This is a genomic window from Pedobacter sp. MR22-3 (genome assembly GCF_026240075.1).
Taxonomy (GTDB): domain Bacteria; phylum Bacteroidota; class Bacteroidia; order Sphingobacteriales; family Sphingobacteriaceae; genus Pedobacter.
In genome coordinates, this window is the sequence record NZ_JAPIVF010000011.1 from 1 (window position 1) to 12334 (window position 12334).

At 39.9% G+C, this 12334-nt stretch carries 11 protein-coding genes and 1 pseudogene; 5 read left to right on the top strand and 7 right to left on the bottom strand.

All coding sequences use genetic code 11. From position 1 onward, the window contains the following. The 7 genes and pseudogenes from OQ267_RS21780 to OQ267_RS21810 all read right to left on the bottom strand — a co-directional run. Positions 1 to 284: pseudogene (locus OQ267_RS21780) on the bottom strand (TIR domain protein); the annotation flags it as partial. Between the two features lie 140 nt (positions 285 to 424). Then, positions 425 to 739 (bottom strand): DUF3892 domain-containing protein, encoded by a 315-nt coding sequence (locus OQ267_RS21785; protein ID WP_265838079.1) that lies wholly within the window; start codon positions 737 to 739, stop codon positions 425 to 427. A gap of 23 nt (positions 740 to 762) precedes the next feature. Then, complete coding sequence (locus OQ267_RS21790; RefSeq protein WP_265838081.1) at positions 763 to 1044, bottom strand: SinR family protein; 282 nt, start codon at positions 1042 to 1044, stop codon at positions 763 to 765. Between the two features lie 74 nt (positions 1045 to 1118). Further along, a complete protein-coding gene (locus OQ267_RS21795) occupies positions 1119 to 2099 on the bottom strand; it encodes a DUF5712 family protein (RefSeq protein ID WP_265838082.1) in 981 nt (326 codons plus the stop codon). Between the two features lies 1 nt (position 2100). Next, positions 2101 to 2649, bottom strand: a complete 549-nt coding sequence (locus tag OQ267_RS21800) for a BfmA/BtgA family mobilization protein (protein ID WP_265838083.1) — start codon at positions 2647 to 2649, stop codon at positions 2101 to 2103. Between the two features lie 510 nt (positions 2650 to 3159). Further along, complete coding sequence (locus OQ267_RS21805; RefSeq protein WP_322974902.1) at positions 3160 to 3495, bottom strand: helix-turn-helix domain-containing protein; 336 nt, start codon at positions 3493 to 3495, stop codon at positions 3160 to 3162. Positions 3496 to 3533: 38 nt separating this feature from the next. Continuing rightward, positions 3534 to 4292 carry a hypothetical protein gene (locus tag OQ267_RS21810; RefSeq protein ID WP_265838085.1) on the bottom strand — a complete coding sequence of 253 codons (759 nt, stop codon included), beginning with the start codon at positions 4290 to 4292 and terminating at the stop codon, positions 3534 to 3536. 447 nt (positions 4293 to 4739) lie between these two features. Here OQ267_RS21810 and OQ267_RS21815 point away from each other — a divergent pair, with 447 nt between their 5' ends. The 5 genes from OQ267_RS21815 to OQ267_RS21835 all read left to right on the top strand — a co-directional run bounded on the left by OQ267_RS21815 (position 4740) and on the right by OQ267_RS21835 (position 12297). Continuing rightward, the gene (locus tag OQ267_RS21815) at positions 4740 to 6683 is read left to right on the top strand and encodes a hypothetical protein (protein WP_265838087.1); all 1944 of its coding nucleotides are present in this window, start codon (positions 4740 to 4742) and stop codon (positions 6681 to 6683) included. After that, on the top strand, positions 6680 to 8524 hold the full coding sequence (locus tag OQ267_RS21820; protein ID WP_265838089.1) for a hypothetical protein: 1845 nt from the start codon (positions 6680 to 6682) through the stop codon (positions 8522 to 8524). The genes OQ267_RS21815 and OQ267_RS21820 overlap by 4 nt, the downstream gene beginning before the upstream one ends. Further along, on the top strand, positions 8521 to 9633 hold the full coding sequence (locus OQ267_RS21825; protein WP_265838091.1) for a PIN domain-containing protein: 1113 nt from the start codon (positions 8521 to 8523) through the stop codon (positions 9631 to 9633). The genes OQ267_RS21820 and OQ267_RS21825 overlap by 4 nt, the downstream gene beginning before the upstream one ends. A 102-nt stretch (positions 9634 to 9735) precedes the next feature. Further along, positions 9736 to 10971, top strand: a complete 1236-nt coding sequence (locus tag OQ267_RS21830) for a DUF3883 domain-containing protein (protein ID WP_265838093.1) — start codon at positions 9736 to 9738, stop codon at positions 10969 to 10971. Further along, positions 10972 to 12297 carry a hypothetical protein gene (locus OQ267_RS21835; protein ID WP_265838094.1) on the top strand — a complete coding sequence of 442 codons (1326 nt, stop codon included), beginning with the start codon at positions 10972 to 10974 and terminating at the stop codon, positions 12295 to 12297. The last annotated feature ends 37 nt before the right edge of the window (positions 12298 to 12334 follow it).

The following is a 12334-nucleotide window of genomic DNA, read 5'->3' on the forward strand; positions in this document are numbered from 1 at the left end:
GGTATAGATGATCGCTTCTCGATATTTTCACGAACTGGTGTGAGCGTCCGAACCTCTTCATTTGTATACATGATGGAAGATCCTGGTCGCGACCAACGCGGCTTAGCACTTCTTCCAGATCCACTTCCGCCACTACGGCTGCTCGAAGTGTATGCTGAAGAAGAGTAAGGTGATGAATAGGATGAGTATGAATTGTATCCACGATTGCGACCACCGCAAGCGGGGCAATCTGCTGCTGCGCTTGCTGAACGATGGCCATATACTGGTGCTGTACATCTTGACATATTTTTTAGGTTTTAATTTGCTTTGTAGTTCTGATAAATTTATTCAATTTGAAAACACATCGTTCCTCATATTCTTATCTAATATCGAGGCCTCCAAATGGAACAATGATGTGCTTAATCATTGGTATTTATAAGTTTGGTTAAATAGCTATCCAATCGAAATTAATGAGATGAGCTAAATTGTCAGTCAGTTTGTTATCTGGGTTTAATCTTAAGTATTTATTATTACCAGTCCCCACAACCGTTACATTTTCCCCGACTTTCCAAAATGAATTGCTGTAGTCCCACATCCAAGTCATGGCACTATTCCCTGCTGTCTCTAAAAGGGTTATTGCTTGACTTTTGGATGTTTTTGTAGCTCTGGTAACTCCAGTTGCTGTTACTGTGTGAAAAGCATAATGGGTTATGACATTTTGAGAGTCTTTCCATACGCCTGATATTCTGTAAGCTGTCATATATTTAAATTTAAAATTAGTGATTATGTTGTTGGCAGGTTAGTAATCAACCATTTCGTACCTTTATCATTAAATCCTGCCCAAGCACCGTCTCCAGTTAATTTAACCACTAGTAACTCATCATTATCATCAATGTGCGCTGCTAAAATATCTCGGATTGCAATAGCCGTGCTATTAGATTTGATAATCCAAGTTGAGTCAAGGTGGTGCCACCATTTGGAAGACAATTTTTTTATTGCATCAATTAAGTCTGCATAATCTTGCCCAGTTTTATTTAAATCATAGCCAATTAGAAATGTTTGCATAAAATATCTTTTGTTAAATGGCTAAATTAAAGATAACTTTTTAGTTGAAATTACGGGAAACCGTAATAACCAAACTATACACCATGCCCCCTAGATTGTTCAATTTGATTTTTTTTCCTTCTCCTTCTTTTTTCGGCCTCTTCAACAGGACTTGTTTCATTATTAGGTACATAGACTGGATCCATCATAAGGTCAATAAAGCCCGAAACCGTTTTCCCTAATACCTCCAACATTTCACTGGTAGAGGTAAAAGCACCTATTGATAATTCCCTTGCAAGTTGGTTGATAAATGCCTGGGAACGGTTATTCTGCGATGCCCCAAATTCCAATATGTCCAATTGCTCTTTTTGGGCAAGGCTTCCGTTCTTCTGGACATTAGCATGCGCAAAAGTCTCCTTTAGACTTCTGTCAAATCCAAAAAGCTTATCAAAGATGGTTTCGCCCGATTGCTTGAATGCCACACGGTTGAACTGCCCAAGCTTTTTGGAATGTGTCTGGTTTTTGCCTCTTGAATTGTTCATGGGGCTCAGCTTGATCCTGTTGCTGGCGTCCTTTCGGCTTACGATAATCTGAATGTGCATCTGGTTGCCTTCTTTTCTCTCGCCACGTTTTCTTTCACCGTTTGATACTTCTTTGTCCTTGTGGCTGTAATAGCGATAGTTCTCGATCTTGCCGAACCACATCAGGTCTTTGGCGGAACTGATTCCTTCACGCTTGAAGTTTCTTGCATATTCGTCCATTACCTTTTCGGCATATTTCTTCAGCTGTTTCTTCATCTCCTTATTACCATAGCTTTCTTCAAGATATTTTAGTTCTTTTTGGCTGGGGCTTATGTTGACCAGAAAGAACTTTGCATCTGCCTTGCAAAGCTTGGCGATATTGCTGTCTATTGCATTTCTTACCTCATAGGATTCGATCCTGTTGCCACTATGATTGAACCAAAATTCCGGCTCAAGTTTATCTTTGATCCTGTTCTCCTTTTCAAGATAGTGCACCAACTCCCTGCTGCTTCCCTTGTTGTTTGCGGTTAGGCTGTCGGTAATATTGATGTACATATCAGAGCAGTTCTATTTGTTTACGCGTCTGTTCAGCTAGTTCCTCTTTTTCCTTGCCCGATGTCATCATGCCCATTCGTTCCCGTTCCCTGATGTAGCTGTTTAGTATCAGCATGAAATTCTTCTTCAACCTTTCCTTTGTGATTATTTTCATCTCGATGTTGCTGGCTACTTCGTGCAAAGTGCCCAGTCTTTTTGCCTGTGCCGACTGGTTTGACAGCATCTCATCATTATGCTTCAGTATCTGACCATTGAAGCGGTCAATTATCTTCTTCATCGCTTCGATCATCCTAGTCGAATCACGTTTGATGGGAATGAGCAGTTCGGTCTCCTGTGTTTTGATGAAGCCGATGTATTCCTTTTGCCCTTTAAGGATGGTGTTCTTCAACAATTCATCGTTTAGGTCGGTCGGATCTTTTTTGCTCCGATAGAAATAATCCAGCATCTGGGAAAACACCAAACGCTTTGACCTGCCGAGCTTGAGGGCGATCTTTTCAAATTTCACACCATCCTGCACTGAATATTTTACCGTTCTCAATGTTTCCTGCATATCCGTATATCTTTATAACCAGTTATATCGCACCCTTAAGGGGGTTCCAATTTCGACTTCTATGCCACTTTAACAGTGGACGAGAACCCCTGGAGGGTTCTCGAAACCCCCATAGCGTAGCGTGGGGCAAGCAAAGTAGGGCTCTGCCCAACTTCCGCTTGCTCCTTTTCCCGAAGAAGGAAAAGGACTTTTCTGCAATGTGCCTACCCCTCATGGTTCGCCGTTATTGTTCAACAAGGTAACCCGGCTGGCAAGGTTCGGATGGTACGACGGTTCGTATTCGATGAGGCCGCTTGCGATCAGCTCGCCCATGCATTTGTGGGTAGGTCGCATAAGAACGGATGGCCGAATGTTTCATCAGTTCACGCCTTGATACCCGAAACGGGTTTTGGCGTGATGCCTTGTCGTGGTACATGAGTATGGCCGAATATAGGCTAAGGTGCGATTGACGGAAACGCCTGTTCCCGCTGGCAAGCTTCAGAAAGCTGGCCAGTTGTTCTGCCGTTCCCATTACGAATTACTGATTTCGCCCAACAACTGTTCGATGTCCGCATGTGCATAGTAGAATATGCCGCCGATCTTTTCATAGGGAAGTATTCCCTTTATGCGCAGGTTCTGCAAGGTGCCAGATGAAATCTTCAATAGCTTTCTTACCTCCGAACTGCGGAGGAATTGCTTGTGGGTTACCGTTTCATTTGTTTTGATGGTCTGTTTGATCTCCGCTATAAGTTCGGACTTGAACCTTTGGAGCTCTTCTCTCGTTAAGATCTCGATCTGCATAATTGCCTCCGTTTTTAAGTTTACGGAAGCAAATTTGTAGCGGGAAATGGTTGAAACAATGACCATCCGATTGGTCTGGTCATATACAGTAGATGTACTGCCTGCTATTTTTTTGCAGGTTCTATTGGTATGATTTTGAAAAGGCGATGCTCTGGTTGTATCGAAGTACCTTTAATAGTTACATCTCCTTTTTTGTCGACAAAGTAGTTTCTAGCGGTTTCGATGGGAATATCCTTACCGCCGTGTGAGAAATATTTGGCAATCATCTTAGCATACGGGATTTTGTGGTCGCTCTTTATAAGTTTCCTGCCAGATGGCAGTTGTAAATCACGCAATTGTTTAATAACATGTATGAAAGTTGGCAGATGTCCATCATCAATTAGGATCTTCAGTGAAACTTCATATTGATTCAACTCCGCCAATTCAGCATTTAGTTTTTCGATTTCTTGTTTCTGGTTATGGATAAGTTCATCTTTTTCAGCGATAACGATATGTGATGGCCTTGCATTCCATTGATCTATGCTGTGAAGGTACTTTTGAAACTGTTGGAGTTTTTCGATGCTTTGCCTGTGGATTGCGTGGTTACGTGAAAATGGATCCTGTATTTCATAATGTTTGATCCTGTTTTGAACGACCTGCCATACATGGCGAAAGAAATCCTCTTCACTTTCCAATTTATTTTCTAGAGCATAATTCAGGTGATAATTATAATAATCTGAATACTCTTTTTCGTCCATTCTGTAAATCTTCAACAGAAAATGGTTGTCATCATGGTTATGCCATAAACCCATGAAGGTTCCCAAATCATACGGGTGGGTCGAGAATGAAAAGGGCTTGCGGGGTTTAAAATAAATTAAATTCATTAATTATGGTTTTTGAATGAACTAAGCTAAGTTTTCTGACAAAATCTTGATTTGATCCAAGCTATCATGTTGATTTATTTAAAAGTATTAAATATTCCAACAGTTATAAATATATTTTTTTGCGTCAACTAGACACTTCTATCTATGCTCGACAATCTCAATACATCTTTGGTAAACGGCGGAGCTAAAATCACCACAACAGCAAAATCAGGAATGTAGGTGGTCTAGGGTAGTTTTTCAAAATGTTTTTTAAGAGTATTCATTCCGCCATATCAGACATGCTCAGCAAGATACGCTCTCAAAATTGAGAAGAGTTCCAATTTTTATATACGTAAATGTCTAACCTAAAGTCAACTTCTTTGATAGTAGCATACTACTCCAAAATTGTATCTTTGGATTTACGACTCTCATCTAACCAAGAGCGTACGAAAGGATAAACTAAGTAAGATGAACGTATTAACTATAAGCGCTGCCGATAGGTATCTGGCAGAACATATTGAAATTCACCAGCAGCTTCTTAACCTGATTAAAACGTCAATAGCGGGGAAAAAGGCAGTTTTTGCTAAAAATGATGCAGATGGTGCAGGGAAATTAGTGAAGAACGGATTACTTACAGAACATTTCGAAGGCAGAGTGGAGTTCAATTTTGATTCCATAATTATATGCCGAGTATACCAGCAGGTTGCTGAAGAAATGATGAACCGGTCGTTGCCAACCGAAATCGTTCCTGCACTAGAATACGTCAGAGAATTTCTAGAAATGATCTGCCAGCCAAAGCCTAGAACTATTTGGTACTTACATCTAGGATTTGAATTGGAAAGGTATATACTTGTCTGGCTCAACCAGGAACATGATAAGGATATCAGCAAATTTTATCCCACGATTGATCAGCAGGCGAAAGATGACCACGTACCGCTGCGTCATTTTGATATGATGTATTACTCCGCCTTTCCTTACCTTAATGATGATATTCCTAAAGCATTTGAAATGCTAAGATTCCTTTACATTGTCCCGGAAAAGAGCTATCTGGCCAAAAGCGCTATAAGCGAAGTTGGAGAGCATAATATTGAGCGGGCGCAGGAGCTTTACGAATATGCAAAAGAAAACAATGGGATAGCTTTAGAAGACTGCATGTCTGGATTTCTTTCAAAAATCTATGAGCGCAGTCCAGAGTACGCATTTAAAGAAATAAAAGATGTATTTATCAAAAAACCAGTAGAAGGTGCTTCAGGATTTAGCACCTTAAATTACCAAACCGCAGATCACATAAGAACTGCATATGAATTGCTACACGACCCTAAATTTGATATCGTTACCATTCGCAATCTGCTCCCAAAATTTTATACAAGAGTTATTGAAAATGTAAAATGTCCTGATGAGATTCGTGAAGAGTGCTTCAAGCAAATCGACAGTTTACTTGATATAGAGGATTTGGGTTTAAACCACGATTTGATATTTCGGCTGGGGTTGATCGAAGGGAATGATGAACAAAAAGTTGCCCTGGTCAACAAAGTGATTTTAATTAATCCCAGATATCTCGAAGATATTTTTAAAAAGATCAAAAACCCTACTTACCTTTTCGGAATTACAAGGCAGGCTTATATAATGTACGGCCCAGCAGTGAATTTTGGAATTTTTTCTAGCGCGTTTTCAACATTACACCATCACAATTCAGAAGGATTCGAACTAGAACTGCTTAGCACCCTAGTGGATAATCAGGCGGTAATTCGACTGGCGGGAATGAGAATTATGAGTAGTCAATACATGGGCATGTACAAGGTTGATTTTCTCAAACTGAATGAAAAGGGTCAGATCAGGATTATTAAAACCCTTCTTCCTCATCCCCATTCCATTGAGGATCTGCTGCCAATGATCTTGAAGTTGAGAAAAAGTGATCATAAGGCAGTGCGAAAGGTGTTATTAGAAGGTCTTAATGAACTTATTGATGCTTATGATGAAAACCTGCTAGATCTGGTTAAAAAGGATATGGATGAACAAGAGCCAGACGACATTGCAATGTTAGAATCGCTTAAAGCGGCGTTTGATCAATACATTATCGTAAAAAAACATAAAGAGGCGCTGAAGGAATTTGATCCAAGGATCAATGAACTTCAAGCGTTTGAAGATTATTTCAAAATCGAACATGAATCGCGGGCGGAAAGTATGGATAAAGTTCAGCAACAAAGCTTTTTTGCGCAAACAGCAAGTCACACTGCTGTGATCCGTGGCGATGCCTACAAAAGCATAGGCAGCGAGAAAATCAGCAAATTATCGACAGTTTCTACTTCCAGATTGATGGACATGCGATATTTTATGAACCCAGACGAATATCAATGGGCTTATCAACAGCAATTATCGGGGATGGATTATACAGACGACGAAACGCCATGAAAAATATAATTGTAAGAGAATACCTGGAATCCCTCAAGGAAGACCGGGAGCTAGATGCCATTTTTCCAATTCTGCTAGAGGTAATGGATTTTCAGATCATCACCACGCCTAAAACCACTAAGGGATATCAGCAATTTGGAAAGGATGTCGTAGCAGTGGGAATCGACCCGGCGGATGGGATCAAGAAGCGCTTCTATTTCGAAATCAAAGGAGAAAGCGACAAAGACATTACCAACTCCAACTATTTTAAGCAAGATGGTGTGAGGGAATCCATATTAGAAGCAAAAGACAGGCCTTTCAGAAACCATTCGCATCCAGAATTCAATCACCTGCCAATTAAAATTGTGTTTGTACACAATGGGGTCGTGAAAGAAGGGGTTCGGGAGACCTATGAGGGGTTTATCGAAGCTACTTTTCCCAAAATCGGTCAGCTAATGCCGAAAGGAAAAGGAGGGAAATCATCAGAACGCACTTCTAAAATTGCAGCACCCATTTTATTTGAATATGAGCGATGGGGTATTTACGAATTGAGCCTGTTGTTCTCAGAGAAATTATTCAATGAATATCTGCTTGTTGATGACATTTCAATCAATCTCTTCAAAAGGGTATTGCTTTTATTCAGCACACCAGGAAACAATAATGCAGACTTTAGACAACTGATCAACAGGATTTTCGAACAAGCCGGAGCATACCAGGAAATGAGCAGACGGAGAAAAGTGTTGCTGAGTGAAACGCTCAAACTCATTTCCTACGTCGTCCATACTTACGCCAAAGAGGCAGGGAACCTGGAACCAGCACGTCAATGCCTGAATTATGCCGTACTTGCCTATTGGAATTGGATCTTAGCCAACAACATTGAAACAGATCGGGCAGCTGTTAAACATTTTAATCGCTTTCTGTTAACCTACCGATCTTTCCTTGATGATTATTTCGGTAAAACATTACCAGTTGCAGAATTTAAAAACGGACTGTGGTCTCCGCATGGCGGCAGGTATGAACAGGTCGGTTATCCAATGCGTTCATTATCCTACCTAGCTTCACTGGCAAATTACTACGAACTCATTAATTTTGATAGAAAAAACGAAGATCCATCCGTTCAGGAACAGGTGAAAAAGCTTAGCAAAGTGATCGAAAACAATAGCGGAACACACAGGCCATTACTTGACGTGCACTCGATTCCAATTGTGGCTGCTATTTCTTTTTTCATCAAAAATGGTGCAAAGGACGAAGCCGTCAAACTGCTTCGACTTACGTGGACATCCATTATACGGGGTTATCAATCCTTCAAAAGATTGCCGGACGCAAGCATGCGGGTCAAAAACGTCAGTCAGTTCATGATCACCCAAAAAAAGAACATCTATTACGTTGACACCACCTCGCACTTAATGGGTATTTTGTTCGAATATCTAGTCGTTTTAGACCTGAAAGATGATTTTATTGAAGTCCAGCAGTTTCTTATAGAGCTGAATATTACACTTGGCGTATTTGTACCATACGATGATCAGCAGCTTCTTACTATGCCTGAGTTGAGCTCTGATAGTCATGAAATATCACTATTTTCACACACTCTGCATTACGAAGGTTACCATTCTGAAATTTCTTATCGGGAAGAATTTCCGGAACTTAAAACAGCGGTTCTGGCTAAACGCGAATTTAGCTATGATTACAGAACACGAAAAGCAGGTTTTGGTTTTTTGATTGACCTGGCCCATACGGAATTCCTGACCCCGTTCTTTCCTGATCGTTGGAGAATTAAAAACACTACTCCAGCTGCAAACAATAAAAAGCCCGCTAAAACAGTGGCAAAAAAAAGCACCAAATCTAAAGCGAAACCTAAATGACAGACTACATAATCCTGGACACCTGCATTTTCAGAGAACTTGGTTTCAAGTTTTACGAAAACGTAGATTATATTAATCTTTTTTCGTTTTCCATCGCTACCGAAGGCGAAGTGATCATGTCCAGAATTGTCGCTGAAGAATTCCTCAATCAATTCAAACAGGAACTATATAAAAAGAAGGACGTTTTTAACTCGAGTACGAGTGCACTTAAAAGGCATCCATTCTTTGAATTTGAGAAGAAATTGAACCTGAATATTGATATTGAAGTCGAAAAGAGCCTAGTATGGTTTAAGAAAACATTAGGCAATGATCCGAAGTTCAACCAAAGTATCACTGTACTTCCGGACACTAAAATCAGCGGTGTCCAGCTGACAAAATTCATAATAAACTCCAGAAATTCAGCAGCAAATGTCCAGATGAGGGATTATTTGATATGGGATTCCTTACTGGTGTTTGCCAAGGAATATAGCGAAGATACGTTAACCAAGATTGGGCGAAAGAAAATAGTGCATGAAAAATCAAGGATCATTTTCATCACTAAGGACAACGGTTACACCCAGAATTCCTTGTTCCAGGATCTTAAAGCGAAATACGGAGTGCAAAATTTAGAAGTGCTCTCCTCTATACCCCAATACCTGCATCAACGTGGCTGGAATCTACCTTTCTTGACTGAAAAGCTGATCAGCCAGAAGTTCACAAAGGAACGAATTTTGAAAGACTTGGACAAAGACATCAATGCATTGATTACTTATATAAACCCCATGTATGATGATGGCTGGGAGATGTCTGAGGTTATATCCAGATCAATCACAAATATTAATATCGAAGAGTTTTATAGCCATTTGGATTCGAAAGACAATAAGTACAGATATGTAGTTCACTTAAAGGTCTACCTTGATATCTTGTATGAAAGCCCTGATATATATGATCCTCACTCACGTGCTGAAGGTGGATACTACCTCGAAACATATGACTACCAAAAACGGCCAAAATTTACTGCTCCCGTGTTGTTTATATATGAAGGATTACTGGACATAAAAAAAGAAAGCATAAAGTCGGTCAAAATGATTGATTTCCTTCCTTGGGTTTACATTTATCCTAAATCTTAAGTTCGTAAACTTTAAAATCATCCTTCGGGATTTAGTCGTTATCCGCAGGAATGTTTAGTTTAGCATGTAAATCAGTCTAAACAATAAGTTCAAACGTGTCTCATGAAATTGAAGGATCTCAACAAAAGCATAGCAAAATTCGAAATCGGATTTGATAAAATCCGATTACAACACATTGGCCAATTACTCACTGAATTCCAAAAAGAATTTCCAATAGAAAACATCGCAAAACTTAAAAAGGAGGATTATGTTTACGGCACAATGTTGCAGGGAGGTGAACGCACGTTTTGTTACTGGTTGGAGAAACCACTGGATGTCCATGGTAGGATTTCTGGAAGCCCCTGTTCACAATATGGCGTATGGCACGGTACCCATGGTGATGATAAAGTGGTCAAATATCGGAACACCAAAAAGTATGGAAACAGCGTTGTTAATGCGTTTGAAGACATCAAATGGAACATAGGCGAAGTCTTAAAAGCAGGAGCGGCAAAAGATCACCAAAATATTGCTCAAAATAAAATAGCTCCGAAATTTAAAGGAAAAATCCTGGCTACCTATTACCCCAATGACTACTTAAGTATATATGCCGACGAGTATTTAGATGACATTCTGAAGTATTTCAACCTGGACGATTTAGACAGTTTCAAGGAGAAACCAATTAGAAAGCAGCAAAGGCTACTCGATTTTAAAGCTAGCCACGAGATAATGGATACTTGGTCGCTCACTAAATTTGCTATTTTTTTAAATGAAGAGCTCGATCAAAACTACTACCCGGAAAAATCAAGAAAAAAAGAAAAGAACCGCGTACCGACATTGATCGACATTGCCATGGTCAGTGCAGAATTCGCAGACAGCGAGGTTGACGAAGACCATAACCCTAGAAGAGAAGAGAAAAAATCCCATAAAAAGAAATCACCTGATTACCTGAAAAAATCCCGCAGAGCAAAAGCCATTGGAAACCGAGGCGAGCAAATTGTCTTCCTGAAAGAAAAAAGAGACCTGGAAAAAGCCGGATGTCTTGACCTTGCCAAAAAAGTAAAATGGATATCCAAAGAAACTGATGGCCAAGGATATGATGTGTTAAGCTTTGAACTAGACGGAACGCCAAAACAAATTGAAGTGAAAGCCACCAGCAGAACCAGAGGCCAGCTCAGCTTTTTCCTCACAGAATTCGAGCATCAATTGGCCAAGGGTTTTGAAAATTACTATGTCTATATCGTCTACGAAACGCTCAGTAAAACACCTAACATCTGGCGGATTAGTAACCCTTTTAACCCTTTAAAAAAAGGAATTAAAATGTTCGACTGTGTCCATGAAGTTTGTATACAGCCTAAATAGATGGAACTCGCAGAAATCCTCAACACACGTGAACAAGCTTATCTAATCCTGCTGCTGGCATCAGGTTTGTTTGTAATTTGTATTAGTTCAATCCGAAAATCTTTTGCCCCGGCAATCACATCGCTGTTTGAAAAAAGCTTCCTAGTTATTTATCTGCTCAACGTCCTGTACACCGTGGGTAGTGTGTATTTGCTCAAAACACTTAACATGTGGGACTTGTCGATGCTAAAGGACACCATACTATGGTTTTTCTTGGCCGCTTTCCCATTGATGTATGGTATTGCAAGAACGAAGGACGTTAAAATATATTTCAAGACAAAACTCCTTGACCTGGTCAAATTTACGGCAATCCTCGAATTTATTATGGGGCTTTACACCTTCAGTTTATGGGTGGAACTAGGAATTGCAGTATTCGTGGGTTTTCTTTCTGGCTTTAAAATGTATGTTCGCAACCCTGAAAAATATCGGAAAGAATTGAATGTGATAGACAGTGTAAACATTGTGGTCATCATATTATTGGTGGCCATTGAATTTCAGTTCATTGTTTTTAAAACCTCACTTATTTTTCAATTCCTGTTACCCGTTTTCCATTCTCTATTATTTGTTCCATTTTTATATGTGCTAGCCTTATACATGCGGTTTGAAGTAGCCTTTGCTGTAATGAAAATACAAATCCAACCGAACAGTCTACTTAAATGCACCAAAAGACTGGTTATGCTTAACTTCTTTTTCAACCTGAAGGGACTAGATCGTTGGAGAATTCACATCTTCAGGGTACACCCGAAAACCAAAGAAGACATATTTACCTCCATCCGGCACATCAAAGAAAATCAGAAAAACGAAAAGGAAAAGCCACTTGTCTTATCCGGTGATGGCTGGTCACCCTACCTGGCAAAGGATTTTCTTATTGAAGAAGGCATCAAAATTGAAAACTACATCAATTATTATGACGATTTTTGGGGCGTAACTTCGTTTTCAAAATCTCTTGACGACGAAGTATTGAGCAACTCCCTTACCTATGGTGTCTATGGCAACCAACATGAAGCCACACAAATTAAACTCTGGCTGCAACTGCTTAACCCCGCTCATACTCCAACGGCACAGGTACAATTGGCCAGCATGGCCGCTATACTTTATAAAAAGATTTTCGATCAACAGCTTAAGCCGGAAATTAATGATGCATTGATTGGCGGAAATGAAATAAAGATGAAGAACGGAATTTACGAATTCAAAGTTTACAAAGTTCCTTATCAGGCAAGACTCGGGGGATACGACCTGAAATTTGTTATCACACACCACAGACACATTTATGATGAGATGGATTAAACCATGATACTGATTGTCCCGTCCAATACATCAGCTA

What these genes read in the sequence shown, in the direction of transcription:
- OQ267_RS21815 (WP_265838087.1), top strand. Translation starts at nt 4,740, where the DNA reads ATGAACGTATTAACTATAAGCGCTGCCGATAGGTATCTGGCAGAACAT.
- OQ267_RS21820 (WP_265838089.1), top strand. Translation starts at nt 6,680, where the DNA reads ATGAAAAATATAATTGTAAGAGAATACCTGGAATCCCTCAAGGAAGAC.
- OQ267_RS21830 (WP_265838093.1), top strand. Translation starts at nt 9,736, where the DNA reads ATGAAATTGAAGGATCTCAACAAAAGCATAGCAAAATTCGAAATCGGA.
- OQ267_RS21825 (WP_265838091.1), top strand. Translation starts at nt 8,521, where the DNA reads ATGACAGACTACATAATCCTGGACACCTGCATTTTCAGAGAACTTGGT.
- OQ267_RS21785 (WP_265838079.1), bottom strand. Translation starts at nt 739, where the DNA reads ATGACAGCTTACAGAATATCAGGCGTATGGAAAGACTCTCAAAATGTC.
- OQ267_RS21810 (WP_265838085.1), bottom strand. Translation starts at nt 4,292, where the DNA reads ATGAATTTAATTTATTTTAAACCCCGCAAGCCCTTTTCATTCTCGACC.
- OQ267_RS21805 (WP_322974902.1), bottom strand. Translation starts at nt 3,495, where the DNA reads ATGGTCATTGTTTCAACCATTTCCCGCTACAAATTTGCTTCCGTAAAC.
- OQ267_RS21835 (WP_265838094.1), top strand. Translation starts at nt 10,972, where the DNA reads ATGGAACTCGCAGAAATCCTCAACACACGTGAACAAGCTTATCTAATC.
- OQ267_RS21795 (WP_265838082.1), bottom strand. Translation starts at nt 2,099, where the DNA reads ATGTACATCAATATTACCGACAGCCTAACCGCAAACAACAAGGGAAGC.
- OQ267_RS21800 (WP_265838083.1), bottom strand. Translation starts at nt 2,649, where the DNA reads ATGCAGGAAACATTGAGAACGGTAAAATATTCAGTGCAGGATGGTGTG.
- OQ267_RS21790 (WP_265838081.1), bottom strand. Translation starts at nt 1,044, where the DNA reads ATGCAAACATTTCTAATTGGCTATGATTTAAATAAAACTGGGCAAGAT.